The organism is Methylobacter arcticus (assembly GCF_050917435.1).
Taxonomy (GTDB): domain Bacteria; phylum Pseudomonadota; class Gammaproteobacteria; order Methylococcales; family Methylomonadaceae; genus Methylobacter_A; species Methylobacter_A titanis.
Genome location: NZ_CP159583.1, coordinates 3,000,790 through 3,021,042, shown reverse-complemented (window position 1 = coordinate 3,021,042; position 20,253 = coordinate 3,000,790). Strand labels below are relative to the sequence as shown.

The window sequence follows — 20,253 nt, the reverse complement described above, 5'->3', positions numbered from 1 at the left end:
TGGGCTAAAATGAATAATATAGCGTTGGTTGTTTTATTGCAGGGGAAGACAAAATGAACATGAAAAATTACCGTCTGTTTTTATTGGGCTTTGTGGCGGCCTCATTCGTTTTGCTAACCGGGTTTCAACAACCGGGCATTAATAATGCTGTCTTAACCGAAAAGCAGGCCGCATCGGTTAACGTGAAAAAAGTCCAGCTCAACGGCAAAGAGAGTTCCGTTAAATCAAAACACAAAAAAGTTGCCAACAAGTCTTCAGTGCCGAGTGCCAATGATGCTGCTGAGCTTCAAAAAACACTGGATCTTACTATCCCCTTTAAAGTTAAAGCTTCTGAAGATGTTTGGTTGAAGAGCGAACAAAACAAGATGCCCCAACGGGAATCGGCAAATTTGTTTGCAACTGCAAGTCAAAAAAAACCAGGGTCTTTGGGTTTAGAAGGGCGGATGTTGATGTCGCAAGAGCCGGAAATGGATAAACAAAAGTCGCTGGATGGCGCCGGAATCGTTATCAACCTGAAGCGGTGAGGGTAAAAGCGGATAGTGCGGAATTTTGGAAGGCTGTGCAGCTCCCCGTTCTGCATGCGCTTTATTCACGGCAATCTGCGTGCTATTTTTCTAACGGTTGAGGTTACTTGCCATCACCTGCCAGCATCACAATTCTATTCCGGCCTGCGTTTTTTGCCTGATACATGGCTTGATCGGCGGTTTCGATCATGTCGGCGTAATCGGCATAGTGCTCACTATATAGACATACGCCGATGCTAACCGTCAGGTTATGACCATGAAATCGTTGGCTCATAATCTTGCCGCGACGCTCAATTTCCGATCTTATGCGTTCGGCATAACCGTAAGCGCCGGTTTCATTGGTATTTCTAAGGACAAATAAAAATTCTTCTCCACCATAGCGGCCGATGAAATCTCCGGGTCGAGTTAAGCTACGCAAAATATCGGCAACAATTTTTAAGGCATCATCGCCGGCCTGATGTCCGCAGCTGTCATTCAGCCGTTTGAACTTGTCTATATCGACAAATCCTATCGCGATATTGGCCAAGGCGGCCCCATCTTCTTGAAAAACAGCAGTCAGAAATTGGTTGATCATGCGTTTATTAAAAAGCTGGGTTAAATGATCAATCTGCGCGTTTTTTTTCTCCAGATGGTATTGTTTGGCATTAAAGATGGCGATGCCTAGTTCATAGGCAATGGGCTTGATTTCCGGCAGTAATTGTTCGCTCAGCGGTTTTTTTGACAGCGCATTATCGGCATAAAGCACGCCGAGCAGCTTATTGTGATGCGCTACGGGGATGGCAATAAACTCGGTCGTCTTTAGATGTTGAATTATGGGGTTGTTTTGCTCTGCTTTTGTGTTGATGATGACGGCTTTTTTTTCGCGCAGACACGCTAATAACAAGCCGGAAAGGCTGTTGATGTTGATCTCAAAAGGGGTTTTTTTGCTCGGTAATGTCGATTCCGGCCAGCCGTATGATGCGATCAGACAGCGGCGCTTGGGGTCGATGGTGAACATGATGCTGCGGTCAAAAGAAAATTCATCCTGTATGGCCTCGAGTGTACGGGGAATAAAGTCATCAGGGTTAAGGCTGTGATGGGGCGCGGTTAAACAGGAGGATAATTTAGGGGCAGCGACTACAGCGTTATCCTCGTTCATCTGACTTAGGTTAATGGTTGCTTTGACCAGAGTGGCCCGCAATGTCGTTAAGCTGGGTAATTGAATGCTGTAGAATTCTTGAGTGCTTTGCATATCCTGATCAACCTGTTGTAGCAGGGTTTCAAGATTCAGTTGTTCAAGATCAATAGCCTCGAGCACGGCGTGCTGTAAAGTTGGATGGCTGTTGAGTTGGGCAGCCGAACCTATGCCTTGTATCCAGGCGATGTAGTCGGCAAAGGAAACGATGGCGATTGCACTGTTAAATTGTGAGTGCGGTGATGCTTCGGCAGGCTGATTATGGTGGAAAGCTACGATTGCGGTGATTGATGCCGGTAATTGCCATTCCAGACAAAAAATATGCCCCATCTCGGTATGTGTTACGCCGAAAAAGTTACGTTCTTCTTCTAATGTTGACTGTTGGTTATTGCCGATGGAAGAAATAAAATCACTGTAAGTTACGCGTCCGTGGGTTTCCAGAACGACTTTGCCTATATCGTGCAAAAGCCCTCCGGTATAAACCAGGTCCGGATCGGGATAGTTAAGTGCGACGGCTATTCTTTTGCTTAATGAGGCTACATACAGACAATGTTGCCAGAAAAATAGCAAGTCGAATAGTTGCGATGGGTTTTGTCGTTTCAGATTGTTATAAATCAGCAGGTTTAGTGCAAGCTGACGCACAGTAGAAAATCCCAGCATAGTCACTGCGCGATTAGTGGAGGTTATTTTGTTGGGTAGGGCGTACGCGGCGGAATTAACCTGTCTTAGAATTTTTGCGGTCAGTACCGGTTCTGTTTCTATAATCCGGGATAGGCTATCGATTCTGGCGTTGTCATCCTTGGTTAGCGTTAATAACTTGAGGGCGACCGAAGGTATCAGCTGAAGGTGTTTTATGTCATCCTTCAGAATCAAGCTAGCGGCTTTTTTTATGCGTCCGGTATCATCCGTGTCTTGGTCGGTCATGACGTCTTCTCCAGTGGTTAACGTTCCGTTTTTATGTAGCAAACGCAGTCGAGTAAAGTTTTATGGAAAATTGTTAGACAATATCTTTAAGCTGTGGTTATCCGGTGTGGCGGATACCTCAACTCAATGTAGTGAGATGGGATTCGCTTGCCTATAGAGCTCCTCGGCTTCGGTGCATAGATAGCCAACATACTACCTGTCGTGGGCGTGTGCGACAACCGGATAAGCACAGTTCATCCAAAAGAAAAAAGCGGATATGACATTAATTAATATTATAAATCATTAAATAACACTATGTTGAGACCATTGGCGTGCGGTTATTCATCAAATTTCTTCGCTGGTCTGAAACCTCGCCCTTCAGGGGGATTATTTGAGTTTGACAACGATGCATTGGCATCGTTATCCTTTTTGGTAACCTCATCGTTCACGGGGAGGAGCAATCCACCGACCTCTATCCGTCGGCGGTTGTCACTCGACGGATGAGGTCGGGTGTGGATTGAAACATTAAAAACCTGAATATCGAGTTAAAGATGTGAGGCTTGCCCTTTTTTCCCGAATGGGGATCGGTTGGCTTCGAGAATCGAAATCCGGTATGTTGCCAGCGCTACATTGAATGACCCGATACCGAATACGCTAGTGTTTTTCCGCTTTAATCCCAAAAAACAACGCATACAAAACCGGTACCGCGATCATCGTTAGCACGGTTGCGAAGGCGAGGCCACCCATGATTGTGACTGCCATGCTCGCAAGCGGTATCATCCCGAGTATTGTCGTGCCTGCGGCGAGCAATACTGGCCGCAAGCGGCTGATTGCGCGTCGGTCGAGCTTTCATATTCGCCGCCCCATTGCAGCCGGTAACCGGTTGGCAGCGGTATCGCTTCGATTTTCGCCCCGACGTCGGAGCCGAAGACTAGCCGTTCGGTACGTATGTCGGCATTCGGATAGGCTTCGCTCAGTTCGCGTTTGAGTTCGGCGGCCAGCGGCGCAATCTGCTCCAGGCTTGCGGCGCGAATAATAAATTGGCCGTAGGCGTTATTTGGCTGTTCCGGTGCGTAGGTCAGCATGAAACGGCTGGCGCCTCGGCCGATAAAGCTTGCGACTGATATAACGCCGGGTTTGTCTCGGATGATGGTGTCGATTTCGCTCATGTCGTGTGCCGTAGCGCGAATATCGCTGCCTTGCGGCAATTGATAGTTGATATAGAACAACGGCGTATTCGAGTCGGGAAAAAAGGCTTGCTTGACCAACCCGAAACCGGCGAAACACACGAATGAAGTAGTAAACTAAACCGTTCAGTTTTTATAGGGATAATGCCTGTTGATTTTAATAGGCGAGGAGAGCATTAAGCGAATGTTGATTTCATCAGAACATCAAAAAACAGTCTGGGTGATTTGCCGGGGACAAAATTTTCTGAATACATAGCGATAGTTTACAATAGCGACAAGTCAGATCGCTCCTGCTGCTGGGGCGCAAGTAAACAGGATGTAAAATAATCAGATGAAAAAATTGAAATGCGCTGTTATCGGTACCGGTTATTTGGGCAAGTTCCATGCTGAAAAATATGCGTCACTGCCTGACTGCGAACTGGTTGCCGTTGTCGATATTAATGAGGCTGCGGCTAAAGACGTCGCTGAAAAACACGGAGCCATAGTGCTGACAGACTATCAATCCTTGTTAGGCGAAGTCGATGCAGTGAGTATTGTGGTGCCAACGACCTTGCATCATAAGGTATCCATGGATTTTCTCAATGCCGGTGCTCATGTGTTGGTTGAAAAGCCGATTACCGTAACGGTTGCAGAGGCCGATGAGTTGATCGCTATCGCCAGGGAAAAGAAGCTGATTTTGCAGGTCGGGCATCTGGAACGCTTTAACCCGGCGATATTGGGTCTGGACAAAGAAGAAAAACCGCTGTTTATTGAATCGCACCGGTTGTCGCCGTTTAATCCTCGCGCCAATGATGTCAGCGTCGTCCTGGATTTAATGATCCATGACATTGATATTATTCTAGCCCTGGTCGATTCCGAGGTGGAACGTATCGACGCCAGCGGTACCGCAGTGTTAACGCAAGGCACCGATATTGCCAATGCCCGGTTGAAATTTAAAAACGGTTGCGTGGCTAATGTGACGGCCAGCCGGATCAGCATGAAGATGGAGCGCAAAATGCGCATGTTCAGGCCGAGCTCCTACGTCTCTGTGGATTTCCAGAACCGGATCTTGACCAAACATCGCACCGGAAAAAAGGAAATGTTTCCCGGCATTCCGGAAATAGAAACCGAAGAATCCGTTTTTGAAAGCGGCGATGCGCTGCTGGAGGAAATCAAGCATTTCGTTAACTGTATCCATACCGGTGATAACCCGCTGGTTTCCGGTGTAGCGGGAAGGCGGGCACTGGAAACGGCGATACAAATTACCCGGTTATTGGGCGATAAATAACCGGGTAAATACCGGGTGCGGCATTGGTTTGTCGGGTTACGCGATAAAGCCGCTAATCCGATCTACATCATTCAACTAAACAATAGGCAGTAACAACATGATACCCATGGTAAACCTGAAGGCTCAATACGTTGAAATTAAAGATGAAATTGAGCGTGGACTGGCTGAAACAATCGAAAATTGTTCGTTCATATTAGGCCCCAATGTGCAGGCTTTTGAACAAGAAGCGGCCGATTATTTGGGGGTAAAACACGCCATTGCGGTGGCTTCGGGAACCGATGCGCTGCATCTGGCCTTGATTGCCGAAGGCATAGGCACCGACGATGAGGTGATTACCACCGCGTTCACCTTTATCGCGACGGCGGAAGCGATTAAATATGTCGGTGCGATTCCGGTTTTCGTCGATATAGATCCCAAGACGTTCAATATCTCGCCGGAAGCCATAGCCAAAGCGATCACCCCAAAAACCAAAGCGGTCATGCCGGTGCATTTATTCGGTCAACCGGCCGACATGACGGCAATCAAGCAATTATGCGACCGGCATAAGCTAAAACTCATTGAAGATTGCTGCCAGTCGTTTGGCGCGAGCATCAACGGCAAACAAACCGGTGCTATCGGTGATTCCGCCGGCTATAGTTTTTTTCCAAGCAAGAATCTGGGCGCGTTCGGCGATGGCGGTCTGGTCGTCACCAATTCCGACGAGACGGCGGCAAAACTTAAAATGTTGCACAATCATGGTTCGGATGTCCGTTATTACCATGATGTGATCGGCTATAACAGTCGTCTTGATGACATGCAGGCGGTGGTATTACGGGCCAAGTTGAAGCGTATCGACCAATACAATAAAGACCGTCGACGTGCCGCGCATTATTATTCGGAATTGCTGATCGATTTGCCGCTGACCACGCCGTTTGAAGATGGTTTGGGCGAGCACGTTTATCACCAGTACACGGTGTTATGCGAGCGTCGCGATGAAGTGATGAAAGCCTTGCAGGACAAGCAAATCGCCTGCGCCGTGTATTATCCCGTACCCTTGCATCGGCAAAATGTGTTTAAACAGGAATATGCAGCCGTCAGCTTGCCGGTGACCGAATTTGTCGCTGTCAACTGCCTGTCATTGCCGATTTGTCCGTTCCTTGAGGGTGATTCAATCAGGGAGATCGTGGCGGTTATTCGGGATGTTTTGACGGCATAGTTAAGACTGCTGGAATGCAGGCTTCGCCTGTAAGTACAAGCATAGCTTGCACTCCTGTTGATAAATTCACCTTGAACCTTGAACCTTGAACCTTGAACCTTGAACCTTAAACCCTTAACTATCCTATTCAGCGCCGGAGAATCATCCGGCGACCAGCACGCCGCCAATATGTTTCTGGAGCTGCAAAAACAGCGGCCGGACATTAAAGGCCTGGGCATGGGCGGCGCAAAAATGGCTCAGGCGGGTATCGATATCCGTTACGATTCAACCAATATATCCGTCATCGGCGTGGTTGAAGTCATCAAGCATTATGCCGAAATCCGCCGTGCGTTAACGTTGATGCAGGAACTGGTAGCGACCGAGCGCCCCGACTTGCTGGTTTGCGTAGACTACAAGGAATTCAATTTCAAGCTGGCGCGTTACGCCAAACAGCAGGGCATTAAAGTATTGTTTTATGTCAGTCCCCAAGTTTGGGCATGGCGGCCGGGTCGGGTAAAAGCCTACGGCAAGGTCATCGATATGATGGCGGTGATCTTCCCGTTTGAGGCGGCTTATTACGATGCCGAAAAAGTGCCGGTACGCTATGTAGGTCATCCTTCGGTAGATAAAGTCCACGCCCGGTACAGTAAAGATGAGGATTTGAGTCGTTTCGGGCTGGATAAAAATAAGCCGATAGTGGGCTTGCTGCCCGGCAGTCGTGCTAACGAAATCAAGCGCCTGTTGCCGGTGATGTTGGCCGCAGCAGAAAAAGTGCAGGCCAATCTGCCCGAGTGTCAGTTTGTTTTGCCGCAAGCCGATTCGATCAGCGACGCCTTGCTTGACGACTACCTGCGTCAGTCGCCGTTAAGCGTTAGCGTCATCAAAAACCAGCCTTACGACGTGATTCAATGCTGCGACGCGGTGATGACCACCTCTGGCACCGCGACCTTGGAAATCGCCTTGTTAACCGTGCCGATGGTGATTGCCTACAAGCTGTCGCCGCTCACCTATTGGCTGGGAAAATGGCTGGTAAATACGCCATTTATCGGCTTGCCGAATATCGTGCTGGGCAAAAGTATCATCAAGGAACTGATTCAGCAGGATGCGACAGCCGAAAACCTGTCTGAAGAAATCACCCGGATTTTGACCGATCAGGCCTACGCCGATAACATGCGCCAAAACCTGAGTCAGGTTAAACAGCAGTTAGGGCAGGGCGGCGGTTCCAAAAATATGGCGCAGCTGGCATTGGAGATGCTGTCGACTTAGCCGGATTGTGGAGGCGAAAAAACCAGGCAACAGGGTGAGCTTTTCTGTTAATGTTTACCGGTAGGTCAAATCCAGATTTATAAATTGCCAAATGAGGGGGTAACGATGGAAATTGGAACTGTATTTAAACTGCTGGGCTATATGCTTTGGCCATTTTTACTGGTGTTTTTATACTACCTGTTTGACCGGAAAGGTTTTAAGAAGCGGCTGGAAAAATTTAAACAAGACGGCTTTAAATAAGCGTTTAAGCGCATCAGGCGTTTTTACCGCCTGATGCGCAGCCATTGTTAATATCGCGGCACCGAATTATCGCAATCGCAAGACCAGGCATCAATGCCTCCGGTTAAATTGACAAGCTGTTTAAATCCTGAATTATCAGGCCGGACGGGGTTGCAAACCCCGTCACGCTTAGAGTTGCCAGTAGATTAGCTGATTTTTATCCTTAAATTAATCGAGTCTGACCCCATTGGTTCTTGACTCGCTGTACGGACGTATCATTTAGTAACTTCACTCATATAGTCCCTAAGCAAACTATTTACCAATACCTGATATTTGATGTGTTTTTCACTCGCTTGTTTTTTTAAAAACAACAAAATATCGTTATCCAATTGTAGCGTTGTGCGAATTTTTTTGGATTTGTAAAAACGTCCCCGGATACCATCGCTAAAATCATAATTATCTTCTAGCTCGTAATCATCAAATCGAGCTCTTTCTTCAACATTTGTCATAACTTGCCCTCTCTTTTGGATTCGCATATCGTGCTGAAATAATTCTGATTATTTCTTCGCCATCATCAGTAAAAAACAAATTAGCAACAACCAAAATGTGTGCATTTTGAGTTGCCCCAATGGTTATCCATCTTTCTTCAAAATAGCTAAATCTGTGATCTAATTTCGAGATTTGCAGTGGATCATCGAAGACCGTTTTTGCATCTTCAAAAGCGACACCGTGCTTTTGAAGATTTAGCATATTTTTATTTTCGTCCCATTCAAATTGCATGCACTTTTCCATTGTAAATTCTTGGTAAAAGTATATCACAATAAAAAACCGCCCCCAGTTTCCCAAGGGCGGTTCGTTCAATCAATGGTTAACAGTGGAAAGGTGGGCAAAAAGCCGTGCCCACCTATCTGGATTTTCACATAAAAGTAATTATGCCCTCAGGCCGAACTGGGTTGCAAACCCCGTCACGCTTAGCAGTTATTCTGCGCTTAGAGGTTAACTTTACTCTGACCCCAGTTATTCATATGACCCCAGTTATTCTGGGGATACCTCAGAGTCTGACCCCATTGGTTCTTCATTGGTTCTGGAACCCTTTTGAAGCCAGGCTAATGGGTGACCCTTTTTTTCAAGCATTCTTCATATAGCGATTCGGGAGCGATGTCTGCACCATTTTCCCAAGCAATTGTGCCACCGTCGATACCTGCTGCTTTGAACAGATTCAAATCCCGCAACGGTTCAAAAATAGCCCATTTACCAATGTATTCTGAAAAGTCAACATTGCCGCAAATACCGTCATCAAACACGATATTAAAGATATAGCCTTGCTGATAGTTAATTTCAATGACTTTATTCATATTCCACATAAACGCCAACGCCTCAATTTAATGGTTCTATTTTGGTGATGTCTTTACCTTCTTGTGCTAATTGCCAATCTTTTTCAAGTTCGACAACATGCAAATCAATCCATTCGCGTACCAGTTTGGTCGCCGTTCTTGAATTTAATGAGCCTTTGATGATATTGCCATTAAAATCAAACAAGGCGTTTTGTCCTTGATATTCCGCATGAAAATGCGGTGGATTATGTTCGTTGTAGTACATTCTGATAATGATTCCAAAAAATCTTGAAATTATTGGCACAGTAAATTCTCATAAAATTAAAATCCAATTCTACCACAATAAAAAACCGCCCCCAGTTTCCCAAGGGCGGTTCGTTCAATCAATGGTTAACAGTGGAAAGGTGGGCAAAAAACCTGCTCACCCTATCTGGATTTTCACATAAAAGTAATTATGCCCTCAGGCCGAACGGGGTTGCAAACCCCGTCACGCTTAGCAGTTATTCTGCGCTTAGAGGTTAACTTTACTCTGACCCCAGTTATTACGGTTATCTCCTTTCCCCCTGAGCCGGACGGGGCATGTTGCCCCGTCCGCAAGGTTTCACGTTGGTTAAACACAGTTACGAGGCTCAGGCATCGCAAAAACGTTAGGAACGGGGTTACAAACCCCGTCCCGCCTGGAGGATTGGGAATCAGCGCAAAAGCATCGCAGGGCGCAGGGCGGTTTCGCGACAGCAAACCGCCTATCAACGCACAACGCCGATGACAGCCTGTCGCAATTGCGGCGGATTGCCTAGCGGCGAATCTACCCTACAAATATCCGCCTTACAGCGTTCAGACCCTGCCCGCATGAAAGTAGTTACCACCCATACGAGTCTGAACATTTGCTACATTTCTCATGTCCACAAGAACAAAAATTATTTTCAGGATCACGATGACTGTCACAGCAGCAACATTTCCATTTATACAACGACATCGATAGTATTTTTTTAAAAAAGCTCATTTTATTCTCCAAAGTTTATGGTGCCAATTTGTGTCGCAGCCATGGTCGGGCAAGCTCTTTTCATTACCCGACATTTTGCGCGAATGTGTCGGGTTACGGCTAGCGCCTAAACCCAACCTACAGGACTGATCAGTTTTACGCCAAGGTAAATATCAAGTTTGCGGTGTTACCAGCAATATCTGCTGCACCAGTCAACGTAATAATGTCACCAGCTTCAAACGTACCACCACTCAAAGTCAAAGCAACACTTAATCCATCTCCAGACAAAGAACTCACGGCAGAACCTAATGCAGCGGTAGTTATGCTACCTGAAGTAGCATCTGCTATTGATGCTGTACCAAATGAACTCAATGCTTCACCAAACACTAATGTGGCAGTTCCTCCGCCAACAGTATTAGTGCTGGAATAGGTTATAGGTGTTACCGCAACCGTTGGCGCAGTGGTGTCGATTGCGCCGGTCACAGGAGTACCGAAAGCAGTTCCCACATTACCTGCTGCATCGGTTGCTTTTGCCGACAAATTCAGGGTTTCCGTACCGGCATAAGTGCCAGCATTGGCGACTGCTGTGAAGGTACCTGAAGACTCGCTGATGGTGAAGTTGCTGGTGACATCGGTAGTGCCATCCAATATGGTCAAGGTACTGCCTGCTTCGGCACTGATTGTCAGGGTTTTGCCCGACTGGGTTAAAGCCGTTACCGTTGGCGCAGTGGTGTCGATTGCGCCGGTCACAGGAGTACCGAAAGCAGTTCCCACATTACCTGCTGCATCGGTTGCTTTTGCCGACAAATTCAGGGTTTCCGTACCGGCATAAGTGCCAGCATTGGCGACTGCTGTGAAGGTACCTGAAGACTCGCTGATGGTGAAGTTGCTGGTGACATCGGTAGTGCCATCCAATATGGTCAAGGTACTGCCTGCTTCGGCACTGATTGTCAGGGTTTTGCCCGACTGGGTTAAAGCCGTTACCGTTGGCGCAGTGGTGTCGATTGCGCCGGTCACAGGAGTACCGAAAGCAGTTCCCACATTACCTGCTGCATCGGTTGCTTTTGCCGACAAATTCAGGGTTTCCGTACCGGCATAAGTGCCAGCATTGGCGACTGCTGTGAAGGTACCTGAAGACTCGCTGATGGTGAAGTTGCTGGTGACATCGGTAGTGCCATCCAATATGGTCAAGGTACTGCCTGCTTCGGCACTGATTGTCAGGGTTTTGCCCGACTGGGTTAAAGCCGTTACCGTTGGCGCAGTGGTGTCGATTGCGCCGGTCACAGGAGTACCGAAAGCAGTTCCCACATTACCTGCTGCATCGGTTGCTTTTGCCGACAAACTCAGGGTTTCCGTACCGGCATAAGTGCCAGCATTGGCGACTGCTGTGAAGGTACCTGAAGACTCGCTGATGGTGAAGTTGCTGGTGACATCGGTAGTGCCATCCAATATGGTCAAGGTACTGCCTGCTTCGGCACTGATTGTCAGGGTTTTGCCCGACTGGGTTAAAGCCGTTACCGTTGGCGCAGTGGTGTCGATTGCGCCGGTCACAGGAGTACCAGTCCCAGCATCAACAGTCTCAGTATCAGCTGCCGCCTCTAAATCCGCCGCAGCGGCTGTTTCATCATCGGTACTATCCGGGTTAATGTCTCCAACAGTTGCGGTATTGGCCGCTGTTTCAAAAGCATCCCCAAGAAAATCGTTTTCAAAGCTGTCAAAATCGCCGCTTTCCGCTGCGGCAAACATTTTGTCCAGCATGTCGCCTTGGGCGACGGTCTGCGTTTGAGCGAAATTGACCATCATTGCGGTGAAATCGCCGCCTGCATCAAAGGCTTTATCAATGCTGTCCGCCGAAGACGCTGACAGGGCGGCGAAGTTGTCGGCCTGTCCAGCGACTTTGTCGGTCACGCCTATCAGATCGGCGTCGCCCGAGAGCGTTACGCTTTCGTTCATAACGGCTTCCAGCATGGCTTTGTCGCTAAAGCTGATTACGCCGTCGCTGTCGCTTTCTATGGCGTTAACCAAGGCATTCATTAAGGCGTTATTGATGGTATCTACATCCAGTTTGCCTGCGCCGGCAGCGCCGATCAGGGTTTGGCTTGCAGTCACCAGGAAGTTGGCAACCTTGGCTGCCTGGGCTTGCAATTGCGCGCCCAATGCCCGTTGTTCGGGGGTGGCGTTTTTATCCAGTGCGACGGCCAGAGGGTCAAAGGTGTTAAGGTCGAATTTAGTGGCGTCCAAGCCTAGCGCCTTGGCGACGGTATTCTGTGCCTGCTCTGCGGTCTGGCCTTTGGCAATGAAGCTTTGTTGCAAGGTGGTCAGCGGGTTGATGACGGTGGAACCTGCTGGCGCGGTTAAAACCCCTTTAAACGCCTTGCCGGTAGAAATATCGGTACCTCCGGTTGTAATTAGTTTACCAAAGGCTCCTTCAGGCATAACGAAATTGCCTTTGGCATCGGTGATGGCGCTAGGTTCATTTGCCCCTTGCTTACCGTCGCCGTCCAGGTCGGCAAATACGGTGGCACCGGATAGGTAGCCATCGACGGCTTTACCGCTTAGTGCGGTGTTAAATATGGCTTTGGCTGAGGCAACGCTGGCAGTATCGGTGGTGACGGCCTTCAGTGCCTGTTGCAGGGTTCCTAGGTCTGTGGCAGAACCCGCTTTATCAACAGAGTAATATTTGGAAACTTCAACCCGGTTGTCAAACAGTGATGCGCCGCTGCCCCAGGTCGCATCGGTATGAGAGATGCTATCAAGGGCGGTTATAGCTCATTCGATCATGCTGCCCAGATTTTTTCCGGCTGCCATTTGCTCGGTGATATAGCTGACTGCTCCGGCTTTGGTGGCATCGATTACGGAACTGCCCACTAGGTTGTTTATAATTTTTGTGGCAACAGTGGTGTTGTAGGCTGTGGCTGCGGCTCCCCAGTTGGCGTTTGTGCCGGGGACGGAGGAAAGGGTTTGGGTAAGCTCTGAAATAATGCTGGCTTGAGTGGCTCCGGCCGCCATTTTGTCAACGATGTAGGTGGTTGCCCAGTCTTTGTCAGCTGTGGAAGCATTACTGCCGACTAGGTCGCTGATAAAGGTGCTGGCAAATTGGGTTGAGGTGAGGGTAGAGGCATAACTTTTGCCAAAGAAGACGCCTGTTCCTGATAGGGTTTGCGCAAGGCTTGCTATCGAGGAGCCGGCTGAGAGTATATCTGAAAACTGTGCTAAAAAAGTTGCCCCTGGGGCAGCGTTAAACATTGCCTGAGTCATTTGTAGCAGTTGATTTTGTTGGGTGGTTGTAATAGCCATCAGTATTGTCTCGGTTGGGTTAGTTTTCCGCATACACAAGCGGGTGTAGTTTTAGTACAAAAATAATGTTAGGTGTTCTTGGGTAAGCGTTCACTTCCCCGCTTATGAAAAAGGGGGCTGAGCACTTGCAATGGCTTATCCTCTTGTCAGGCTTTTTTTCAAAGCCAAGCTGTTGTTTAGGTAATTGCCTATTCTGTAGGTGCGCGATTATCCTATCAGCTGATGTGTCATGTTTGGTTGACAGGTGGAAAATAAGTCCTTATATTTCCTGCTCTCTTTATGGTATTTAATTTTTTACCCAAGAGTCCGTAAAGCTCCTTTCTTAAGGCTATCGTGCAACGGGAAAATAACGTGTGCAGATAGCTATGGACTACCGGGGAACTTCAGTCTCTATATTGAACGACAATAATTTGCTTTATGCTGCACTATGAATTTTCTAACTATGTTAAACAACGCACCGAGACGCTTGGCTTGAGTATGTCCGAACTGGCCAGGCAGACCGGCATTTCCCGGCAAGGGTTATATAGCGTGCTGGATGGGACGACAGGGCAGGCGAAAATTTCAACACTGGTTGCTTTGGCAAAGGCGCTGCAAGTGCATCCGATGGTGTTGTTCCGGCATTTGCTGCATCAAGTGGATTTCCCTAAATTTTCTGTGCCTGGGGCGAAGTATCGATTTGATGTCAGCGGCTTTGTTCAGGATGTGACGATTCCCGATAATACAACGGTGTTGACCGATCAGCTGTTTACCAAGGTTTGGGAGATTCAGAATATCGGTCATGTCAATTGGCGGGGGCGGAAATTGGTCTGTATGGATCAGAAGGTGGATATTCCTGCTGTTCCCGATCAGTCAGTCAGTCAGTCAGTCAGTCAGTCAGTCAGTCAGTCAGTCAGTCAGTCAGTCAGTCAGTCAGTCAGTCAGTCAGTCAGTCAGTCAGTCAGTCAGTCAGTCAGTCAGTCAGTCAGCGCCTGAACTTGGATGCATTGCTCGTTACAACTACATTGTTGCGCCTGAAGTCCGGCGCGGACTGATACCGACCCGGCGTATTATTGATATTCCCGAAACGCTGCCGGGCGATTCGGTAATTTTAAGCGTGGAGTTTACTGCGCCTTCTTATCCTTGCTCGTTGATTTCCTATTGGAAAATGACCGATGAACATGAGGAAGTTTGTTTTCCCGCAACCGAAGGTTTGTCGTGTATGGTGCGGGTAGTTAGTTTGTAAGTAGTAGAGTAGGTTGACGCGGTTCCAACTTAATGCCGCTACTACGCTTTACAAGACTAATTAAAAGACCTATTATCAGGTCTTTTAATTATAATAAGAGAAATATATGACCTATCAGGTGCTTACAGAGATTGCCACCAGCATATCTGAACTTAAAGCCAATCCTATGAAAGTGGTTGCGAGTGGAGACGGCATGCCCATCGTCGTTTTAAACAGAAATGAACCTGTGTTTTATTGCGTACCTGCTCCAGCTTATGAAGCCATGATGGAACTGATCGACGACATTGCGTTGCTGAAAATTGTAAAAGCTCGACTTGCAGAGGAATCGGTTAAGGTTTCATTTGATGACCTATGAACTCGAATTTAAAAAATCCGCGCTTAAGGAATGGAACAAATTGGGCCAACCCATAAAAAACCAGTTTAAAAAGAAACTCAAAGAACGGCTTGAAAACCCGCATGTCCTTTCTGCTGCACTCATAGGCGCACCGAACATTTATAAAATCAAACTGCGTCAACTGGGGTATCGCCTCGTTTACTCTGTCGAAGATAAGACCATAACAGTAACGGTGATCGCGGTTGGCAAACGCAATAGAAACGAGGTCTATGATCTCGCACTCTCGCGAATGCAAGAGTAATTCGCTGGTTCGCCTCTACTCAGCAGTATTGGTGGCTGCCTCCCTGCGGCCTTTACGTCTTACAACTGCGGATACTTGAGGCAGGTAACTAATCAGGTAGATATGCAGTGTATTTAGTGCTAAATTAAGCATTAAATATTGCATCAATATTTCCATTGGAGGGCTCTCATGGACACCATCTACACTGACAAGACCGTAAGCGTCACCGAATTAAAACGAAACTTTGCCGACATCATCAAGCAGGCGGACGAATGTCCTGTTGCCATTCTCAACCATAACAGACCGGAGGCTTATTTATTGCCTGCAGCGCATTACGAACGTCTGATGGCCTATGTGGAAGATTTGGAAGATGCGAAACTGGCTCAGGAACGTGCCAATGGCCCGTTTGTCGAGGTAAATCTGGATGAGCTATAAGCTACGCTTTCACGAGCTGGCACTGGCAGAGTGGCATAAACTGGACAACAGCATACGCGAACCACTCAAAAATAAATTGGCAGAACGGCTGGATAATCCACGGGTTCCGGCAGCCGCCCTTGCTGGGATGCGCGACTGTTACAAGATCAAGCTATCTCGTGTTGGATATAGGCTGGTGTATCGGGTTGAGGACGAAACCGTTTTTGTTACTGTGATCGCAGTGGGCAAGCGTGACAAGCTGAAGATTTACGATACGGCAAGGTCAAGACTTTGATAGTAGATGGAGTCCAAAGCTGGCTTTGGCTGTTCAAAGCCAGCTTTGAACTCCGACCATTGCAATGCAAACAGAAACTAACAATAATAATCGGCACTGACTTTTTTATGATCCAACTTTTATTTTTTCTATGCGCTTTGTGGAACGGTTCGGTTTATGCGACCGAACCTACATCCACAGTCGGTCAGTCAGTCAGTCAGCCAGTCAGTCGGTCAGTCGGTCAGCCAGCCAGCCAGCCAGCCAGCCAGCCAGCCAGCCAGTCGCCACTGATCTTAGATACATTGCTCGTTACCACGCCACGCGTTTCTGACTACTACACTGCGACTACCGATACGGCTACCCGTACCCAGGCATCGACGCTGGCAGTACCGTTTTCGGTAGGCGTGATTAATCAGACACTGCTGCAAGACAGCATGGCTTTGCGCCTGGAAGATGCGGCGATGTTTGTCAGCGGCGTTCAACAAAGTTCTGCCGATTCCGGGTTCAATACCGATTTGCGGATACGCGGCTTTACCACCGCCGGTAGCGCTTATCTCGATGGTGTGCAGGATAATCAGCATTTTCAGGTCAGGGATATGGCTTTGGTTGAGAAGGTTGAGATTTTAAAGGGGCATTCTTCGGTGCTGTACGGTTCCGGTTCGCCGGGCGGCACGGTCAATTACATCAGCAAAAAACCGCTGGAGCAGTTTAAACACTCGGTGAGTTATGAAACGGGCAGTTACGATTTTAATCGTGCGGTTGTCGATAGCACCGGCCCGTTGAATGAAGATAAAACGGTACTGTATCGGGTGATTGCCGCCGGACAATTGGCCGATGATTTCCGTGACAATATCACGCATGACCAAGCGACTCTTGCACCGTCGCTGACTTGGAATTATGCCCCCGGCAGTGCTCTGGATGTCGGCTTTGAGTACAGCAATCAAAACCAACCCTATCGATTCGATAATGTTTATACTCAAAATCATGTGGTTTACGACCGGTCATACGTCGATCCGCGCACTCGTTCCGACCGAAAATATTGGCGTTTTAGCACGGCACTCAAACAAGAATTATCGGATAACTGGTCTTTGCATTTTGCCAGCCATTACTTTCATGTTGAGCGTGAAGATTTGTTGTTCGGTTTTTATACTTTTAAAACACCAACGACGCTTAGCGGCTATTACCGTAATATTCATGATCATTACGATCAATATAGTTTGCGCAGCGAAATTCACGGTCAGTTTGAATTATTGGGCAGTCAGCATCATCTGGTTAGCGGTGTCGAGCGGAATGCTTCCGATGATCGCCTGAACAGTGATCGTCGTATTGGCGGCTATACACTGGATGTTTATAACCCTGCTTTTAATTACCCCATTCCGGCGACTACCCGGTTGGATAAGGATATAACGTCGTTGGAATATGGTTTTTATTTAAACGACCAGATCGATATAACGCGGTTTTGGCATGTTACAGGCGGAATGCGTTACAGTTTGTTTGATGGCGACAGCTTTCAAAACGATGTCTTTGTGCCTGTAACCGACCAGAATGCGGTTACTTATAATGCCGGCTTGTCGTTTACTCCGGTTGATAATGTCGCCGGCTATTTGAGTTACAGTCAGTCGTTTCAACCCAACTCGGGCACTGATCGGAATCTTAAGTTTTTACCCGCCAAGCAAGGCGACATGTACGAGTTTGGCATTAAATCGGCCTGGTTCGATAAGCGTTTGAGCACGTCCGCAGCTATCTACCAATTGACTCAAAGCAATCTTCCTCGCCGCGATCCATTCGACCCGGATTATTCGATTGCTAATGGAATGGTTCGCGGTCGCGGTTTTGAGCTGGATGTCAGCGGACAAATTTTGGAGAGCTTGCAAATAGTCGCCAATTACAGTTGGATGGATACTGAATTTATACAACATCCCGTCTTGCAAGGTAATGTGTTTCGTAGTACCCCCAGACATAGCGGCACGCTGTGGGGACATTATCAACTGCCCATCGCCGGTTTGCCCGGTCAATTTAAAATCGGCGGTGGCTTGGTGTTTGTCGGCAGGCGCTTTGGCGACGATGCGAATAGTTTTGAAGTACCGGGCTATGTGAGGCCCGATCTGGTTGCTCATTATCAATTGGAGCAATTCGATTTTCGTTTTAAAGTTGAAAATATACTGGATCAACGTTACGTCAGCAGCTCAATATTTGATGATACGGTTATTCAAGGTAATCGTCGGACTGCTTTATTTTTGGTTGCGATGAAGTTTGATTAAGCGCGCCGCAATATAACGGCGGGTTTAACTCCAAAGTGCCTGGGCGGCTTTCACACCCTCACCCACTTTGGTGAGGATTCTAGGATAAAGAGCGATTACTTAATATCGCGGCACCGAATTATCGCAATCGCAAGACCAGGCATCAATGCCTCCGGTTAAATTAACAAGCTGTTTAAATCCTGAATTAGCCAGATACTGGCAGGCTTGCGAACTACGCACGCCATGATGGCAAATCACTACGATTTCCTGTTGCGGATTCAGCTCACCCAGTCTTTGCGGGATTTGATTCAGCGGAATCAACACGCTGTTTTCTATGCGGGCGAAGGCAAACTCATGGGGTTCCCGCACATCCAGCAAAAATAAATGCGGTTCATGTTGAATTCTGGTTTTTAATGCGGATGCTGATAGTTGTGTTACGGTCATGGTTATCCTTTGTTAATAAAGCGATCTAAGCGTTGCATGGCGACAATCATTCTATCTATCGACGTGGTATAAGCAAAGCGGATGTAGTGATTGGCCTCATTTATGCCAAAATCCTTTCCGGGCGTTACGGCAACGCCTTCAGCTTCCAATAAATCCAGCGCAAATTGAAAACTGTCATCGGTAAACTTTGAACAGTTGGCATAAATATAAAACGCGCCGTCCGGTTTAATCGGTATTTCAAAGCCCAGACGCAATAAGGCGTCATAAAGAAAATCACGCCGCCGTTCGAATTCGGTGCGCCTATGCTCAAGATCAGCCAGGGTATGCGGGTCAAATGCGGCTAATGCGGCATATTGCGAATGGGTAGCTGTGGCGATAAATATATTTTGCGCCAGCTTCTCGGTGGCATCGATAAACGCCTCCGGCACGATCAACCAGCCGACCCGCCAGCCAGTCATGCCGAAATATTTGGAAAAACTGTTGATCACAAACACATTGTCACTAAATGCCAGCGCCGTGGTCGCCTTATCGTCATAAACCAGTCCATGATAAATCTCGTCGGAATAAAAGCAGCCGCCTAATGCATTCACAGTGTGAACCGCCTGCTTTAATTGCTCCGCAGTAATAAGGGTTCCGGTAGGATTCGATGGCGATGCAATCAATACGCCTTTAGTGTTTTTAGTCCAATGCTGTTTGATCTGCGCGGCGGTCAGTTGGTAGCGGCTGGTAGCATCGACCGGAACGGTTCTGGCTTTGCCGTCGAATAGCCGGATAAAGTTGCTGTTACAGGGATAACAGGGATCAGCCATAAGCAGTTCTTCCTCTGGGTTAAGCGTAACTCCCAAAGCCAATAAAAATGCTCCAGAGGCGCCTGGCGTGACAAAAATACGCTTCTTGTCCACAGTCGCCGCATAGCGCTGCCGATAAAACTCGGCTATTTTTTCACGCAGTTCAGGCAAACCGGCAGCTGGGGTATATTTCACTTCGCCGGTTTTAAGCTGTCGAATGCCAGCCTCCATAATGGCCGGAGGCGTTGTAAAATCGGGTTCGCCGATTTCCATGTGAATGATGTCTTTACCCTGCGCCTCCAGCTGTTTTGCGCGTCGCAGTAACTCCATCACATAGAAGGGCGAGATTTCCTGTGCTCGCTTTGCCAGTCGTACGTCCATAATTTTGCCACTTATCACAAAAGCATAGAATCATACCAATAAACCTTGCTATCCGGTTGCTATTCTGCTAAAAATGCGCGGTTTTAATTAATCTTGTCTTAGGAGTTAATGGATGACCGATAGTACTAAAACTGGCGACTCACCTTTCAGTTTTAAGCCTTATCAAGCAAAAGAAGGCGAAGAGTATATGAATAGTGCTCAATTACAACATTTTGAGAACATTCTTAGAAACTGGAAAGGCGAATTAATGCACGAAGTGGATCGCACTGTGCACCACATGCAGGATGATGCCTCTAATTTTCCTGATCCTAATGACCGAGCGTCTCAGGAATCTGAATTCAGTCTGGAATTAAGAACCCGTGATCGTGAACGTCGATTGATCAAGAAAATTGATGAATCCCTTAAAGAAATTGAAGCTGGGGATTATGGTTTTTGTGAGTCTTGCGGTATTGAAATTGGCATACGCCGTTTGGAAGCCAGACCCACTGCCAGTCTGTGTATCGACTGCAAAACACTCGATGAAATTCGTGAAAAACAAATGGGTTAACT

22 protein-coding genes are annotated in these 20,253 nt (G+C 47.6%); 12 read left to right on the top strand and 10 right to left on the bottom strand.

From position 1 onward, the window contains the following. Window positions 1-53 precede the first annotated feature (53 nt). The gene (locus ABXJ76_RS14330) at window positions 54-524 is read left to right on the top strand and encodes a hypothetical protein (protein ID WP_432741410.1); all 471 of its coding nucleotides are present in this window, start codon (window positions 54-56) and stop codon (window positions 522-524) included. 103 nt (window positions 525-627) lie between these two features. On the opposite strand, the gene ABXJ76_RS14325 is transcribed toward ABXJ76_RS14330, so the two are convergent. Both ABXJ76_RS14325 and ABXJ76_RS14320 read right to left on the bottom strand, forming a co-directional pair. Further along, window positions 628-2,622 carry an HDOD domain-containing protein gene (locus ABXJ76_RS14325; RefSeq protein ID WP_432741409.1) on the bottom strand — a complete coding sequence of 665 codons (1,995 nt, stop codon included), beginning with the start codon at window positions 2,620-2,622 and terminating at the stop codon, window positions 628-630. A gap of 755 nt (window positions 2,623-3,377) precedes the next feature. Beyond that, the gene (locus tag ABXJ76_RS14320) at window positions 3,378-3,869 is read right to left on the bottom strand and encodes a hypothetical protein (RefSeq protein WP_432741408.1); all 492 of its coding nucleotides are present in this window, start codon (window positions 3,867-3,869) and stop codon (window positions 3,378-3,380) included. A 250-nt stretch (window positions 3,870-4,119) separates the two neighbouring features. Between ABXJ76_RS14320 and ABXJ76_RS14315 the strand changes: the two genes are divergently transcribed. The 4 genes from ABXJ76_RS14315 to ABXJ76_RS14300 all read left to right on the top strand — a co-directional run bounded on the left by ABXJ76_RS14315 (window position 4,120) and on the right by ABXJ76_RS14300 (window position 7,735). Beyond that, window positions 4,120-5,055, top strand: coding sequence for a Gfo/Idh/MocA family oxidoreductase (locus tag ABXJ76_RS14315; protein WP_432741407.1), 936 nt, complete (start codon window positions 4,120-4,122; stop codon window positions 5,053-5,055). Window positions 5,056-5,152: 97 nt separating this feature from the next. After that, complete coding sequence (locus ABXJ76_RS14310) at window positions 5,153-6,250, top strand: DegT/DnrJ/EryC1/StrS family aminotransferase (RefSeq protein WP_432741406.1); 1,098 nt, start codon at window positions 5,153-5,155, stop codon at window positions 6,248-6,250. A gap of 99 nt (window positions 6,251-6,349) precedes the next feature. Further along, window positions 6,350-7,495 carry a lipid-A-disaccharide synthase gene (gene lpxB, locus ABXJ76_RS14305; RefSeq protein ID WP_432741405.1) on the top strand — a complete coding sequence of 382 codons (1,146 nt, stop codon included), beginning with the start codon at window positions 6,350-6,352 and terminating at the stop codon, window positions 7,493-7,495. A 105-nt stretch (window positions 7,496-7,600) separates the two neighbouring features. Next, the gene (locus tag ABXJ76_RS14300) at window positions 7,601-7,735 is read left to right on the top strand and encodes a hypothetical protein (RefSeq protein WP_432741404.1); all 135 of its coding nucleotides are present in this window, start codon (window positions 7,601-7,603) and stop codon (window positions 7,733-7,735) included. Between the two features lie 254 nt (window positions 7,736-7,989). Here ABXJ76_RS14300 and ABXJ76_RS14295 read toward each other — a convergent pair whose 3' ends face one another. The 6 genes from ABXJ76_RS14295 to ABXJ76_RS14270 form a co-directional block, all read right to left on the bottom strand. Further along, entirely contained in the window at window positions 7,990-8,223 is a 234-nt protein-coding gene (locus ABXJ76_RS14295; protein ID WP_432741403.1) for a BrnA antitoxin family protein, read from the bottom strand. Further along, window positions 8,210-8,506, bottom strand: a complete 297-nt coding sequence (locus ABXJ76_RS14290) for a BrnT family toxin (protein ID WP_432741402.1) — start codon at window positions 8,504-8,506, stop codon at window positions 8,210-8,212. Before ABXJ76_RS14290 ends, ABXJ76_RS14295 begins: the two co-directional genes overlap by 14 nt. A gap of 314 nt (window positions 8,507-8,820) precedes the next feature. Then, entirely contained in the window at window positions 8,821-9,069 is a 249-nt protein-coding gene (locus tag ABXJ76_RS14285; protein ID WP_432741401.1) for a DUF2442 domain-containing protein, read from the bottom strand. Between the two features lie 22 nt (window positions 9,070-9,091). Further along, a complete protein-coding gene (locus ABXJ76_RS14280; protein ID WP_432741400.1) occupies window positions 9,092-9,352 on the bottom strand; it encodes a DUF4160 domain-containing protein in 261 nt (86 codons plus the stop codon). Window positions 9,353-10,186: 834 nt separating this feature from the next. Beyond that, entirely contained in the window at window positions 10,187-12,466 is a 2,280-nt protein-coding gene (locus ABXJ76_RS14275) for a beta strand repeat-containing protein (protein ID WP_432741399.1), read from the bottom strand. 333 nt (window positions 12,467-12,799) lie between these two features. Further along, entirely contained in the window at window positions 12,800-13,327 is a 528-nt protein-coding gene (locus ABXJ76_RS14270) for a hypothetical protein (protein ID WP_432741398.1), read from the bottom strand. Window positions 13,328-13,744: 417 nt separating this feature from the next. Between ABXJ76_RS14270 and ABXJ76_RS14265 the strand changes: the two genes are divergently transcribed. The 6 genes from ABXJ76_RS14265 (at window position 13,745) to ABXJ76_RS14240 (ending at window position 18,112) form a co-directional block, all read left to right on the top strand. Next, window positions 13,745-14,299 carry a helix-turn-helix domain-containing protein gene (locus ABXJ76_RS14265; protein ID WP_432741397.1) on the top strand — a complete coding sequence of 185 codons (555 nt, stop codon included), beginning with the start codon at window positions 13,745-13,747 and terminating at the stop codon, window positions 14,297-14,299. A 356-nt stretch (window positions 14,300-14,655) separates the two neighbouring features. Continuing rightward, window positions 14,656-14,904: a type II toxin-antitoxin system Phd/YefM family antitoxin gene (locus tag ABXJ76_RS14260; protein ID WP_432741396.1), complete on the top strand. Its 249-nt coding sequence runs from the start codon at window positions 14,656-14,658 to the stop codon at window positions 14,902-14,904. Further along, window positions 14,894-15,184 carry a type II toxin-antitoxin system RelE family toxin gene (locus tag ABXJ76_RS14255; protein ID WP_432741395.1) on the top strand — a complete coding sequence of 97 codons (291 nt, stop codon included), beginning with the start codon at window positions 14,894-14,896 and terminating at the stop codon, window positions 15,182-15,184. Before ABXJ76_RS14260 ends, ABXJ76_RS14255 begins: the two co-directional genes overlap by 11 nt. A gap of 168 nt (window positions 15,185-15,352) precedes the next feature. Continuing rightward, window positions 15,353-15,598, top strand: a complete 246-nt coding sequence (locus tag ABXJ76_RS14250; protein ID WP_432741394.1) for a type II toxin-antitoxin system Phd/YefM family antitoxin — start codon at window positions 15,353-15,355, stop codon at window positions 15,596-15,598. Continuing rightward, on the top strand, window positions 15,588-15,872 hold the full coding sequence (locus tag ABXJ76_RS14245) for a type II toxin-antitoxin system RelE family toxin (RefSeq protein ID WP_432741393.1): 285 nt from the start codon (window positions 15,588-15,590) through the stop codon (window positions 15,870-15,872). Before ABXJ76_RS14250 ends, ABXJ76_RS14245 begins: the two co-directional genes overlap by 11 nt. Before the next feature lie 107 nt (window positions 15,873-15,979). Next, on the top strand, window positions 15,980-18,112 hold the full coding sequence (locus tag ABXJ76_RS14240; protein ID WP_432741392.1) for a TonB-dependent siderophore receptor: 2,133 nt from the start codon (window positions 15,980-15,982) through the stop codon (window positions 18,110-18,112). A gap of 99 nt (window positions 18,113-18,211) precedes the next feature. Here the strand turns inward: ABXJ76_RS14240 and ABXJ76_RS14235 are convergent, their stop codons facing one another. Together ABXJ76_RS14235 and ABXJ76_RS14230 are read right to left on the bottom strand one after the other, a co-directional pair. Next, the gene (locus ABXJ76_RS14235; protein WP_432741391.1) at window positions 18,212-18,535 is read right to left on the bottom strand and encodes a rhodanese-like domain-containing protein; all 324 of its coding nucleotides are present in this window, start codon (window positions 18,533-18,535) and stop codon (window positions 18,212-18,214) included. Between the two features lie 2 nt (window positions 18,536-18,537). Next, complete coding sequence (locus ABXJ76_RS14230; RefSeq protein ID WP_432741390.1) at window positions 18,538-19,704, bottom strand: pyridoxal phosphate-dependent aminotransferase; 1,167 nt, start codon at window positions 19,702-19,704, stop codon at window positions 18,538-18,540. A gap of 112 nt (window positions 19,705-19,816) precedes the next feature. On the opposite strand from ABXJ76_RS14230, the gene dksA reads away from it, so the two are divergent. Next, window positions 19,817-20,251: an RNA polymerase-binding protein DksA gene (gene dksA, locus ABXJ76_RS14225; RefSeq protein WP_432741389.1), complete on the top strand. Its 435-nt coding sequence runs from the start codon at window positions 19,817-19,819 to the stop codon at window positions 20,249-20,251. Window positions 20,252-20,253: the final 2 nt, after the last annotated feature.

Coding starts and splice junctions, on each gene's coding strand:
- ABXJ76_RS14270 (WP_432741398.1), bottom strand. CDS start 13,327: ATGGCTATTACAACCACCCAACAAAATCAACTGCTACAAATGACTCAG.
- ABXJ76_RS14315 (WP_432741407.1), top strand. CDS start 4,120: ATGAAAAAATTGAAATGCGCTGTTATCGGTACCGGTTATTTGGGCAAG.
- ABXJ76_RS14290 (WP_432741402.1), bottom strand. CDS start 8,506: ATGGAAAAGTGCATGCAATTTGAATGGGACGAAAATAAAAATATGCTA.
- ABXJ76_RS14325 (WP_432741409.1), bottom strand. CDS start 2,622: ATGACCGACCAAGACACGGATGATACCGGACGCATAAAAAAAGCCGCT.
- ABXJ76_RS14245 (WP_432741393.1), top strand. CDS start 15,588: ATGAGCTATAAGCTACGCTTTCACGAGCTGGCACTGGCAGAGTGGCAT.
- ABXJ76_RS14300 (WP_432741404.1), top strand. CDS start 7,601: ATGGAAATTGGAACTGTATTTAAACTGCTGGGCTATATGCTTTGGCCA.
- ABXJ76_RS14275 (WP_432741399.1), bottom strand. CDS start 12,466: ATGCCTGAAGGAGCCTTTGGTAAACTAATTACAACCGGAGGTACCGAT.
- ABXJ76_RS14295 (WP_432741403.1), bottom strand. CDS start 8,223: ATGACAAATGTTGAAGAAAGAGCTCGATTTGATGATTACGAGCTAGAA.
- ABXJ76_RS14250 (WP_432741394.1), top strand. CDS start 15,353: ATGGACACCATCTACACTGACAAGACCGTAAGCGTCACCGAATTAAAA.
- dksA (WP_432741389.1), top strand. CDS start 19,817: ATGACCGATAGTACTAAAACTGGCGACTCACCTTTCAGTTTTAAGCCT.
- ABXJ76_RS14285 (WP_432741401.1), bottom strand. CDS start 9,069: ATGAATAAAGTCATTGAAATTAACTATCAGCAAGGCTATATCTTTAAT.
- ABXJ76_RS14240 (WP_432741392.1), top strand. CDS start 15,980: ATGATCCAACTTTTATTTTTTCTATGCGCTTTGTGGAACGGTTCGGTT.
- ABXJ76_RS14235 (WP_432741391.1), bottom strand. CDS start 18,535: ATGACCGTAACACAACTATCAGCATCCGCATTAAAAACCAGAATTCAA.
- ABXJ76_RS14330 (WP_432741410.1), top strand. CDS start 54: ATGAACATGAAAAATTACCGTCTGTTTTTATTGGGCTTTGTGGCGGCC.
- ABXJ76_RS14230 (WP_432741390.1), bottom strand. CDS start 19,704: ATGGACGTACGACTGGCAAAGCGAGCACAGGAAATCTCGCCCTTCTAT.
- ABXJ76_RS14255 (WP_432741395.1), top strand. CDS start 14,894: ATGACCTATGAACTCGAATTTAAAAAATCCGCGCTTAAGGAATGGAAC.
- ABXJ76_RS14310 (WP_432741406.1), top strand. CDS start 5,153: ATGATACCCATGGTAAACCTGAAGGCTCAATACGTTGAAATTAAAGAT.
- ABXJ76_RS14265 (WP_432741397.1), top strand. CDS start 13,745: ATGCTGCACTATGAATTTTCTAACTATGTTAAACAACGCACCGAGACG.
- ABXJ76_RS14260 (WP_432741396.1), top strand. CDS start 14,656: ATGACCTATCAGGTGCTTACAGAGATTGCCACCAGCATATCTGAACTT.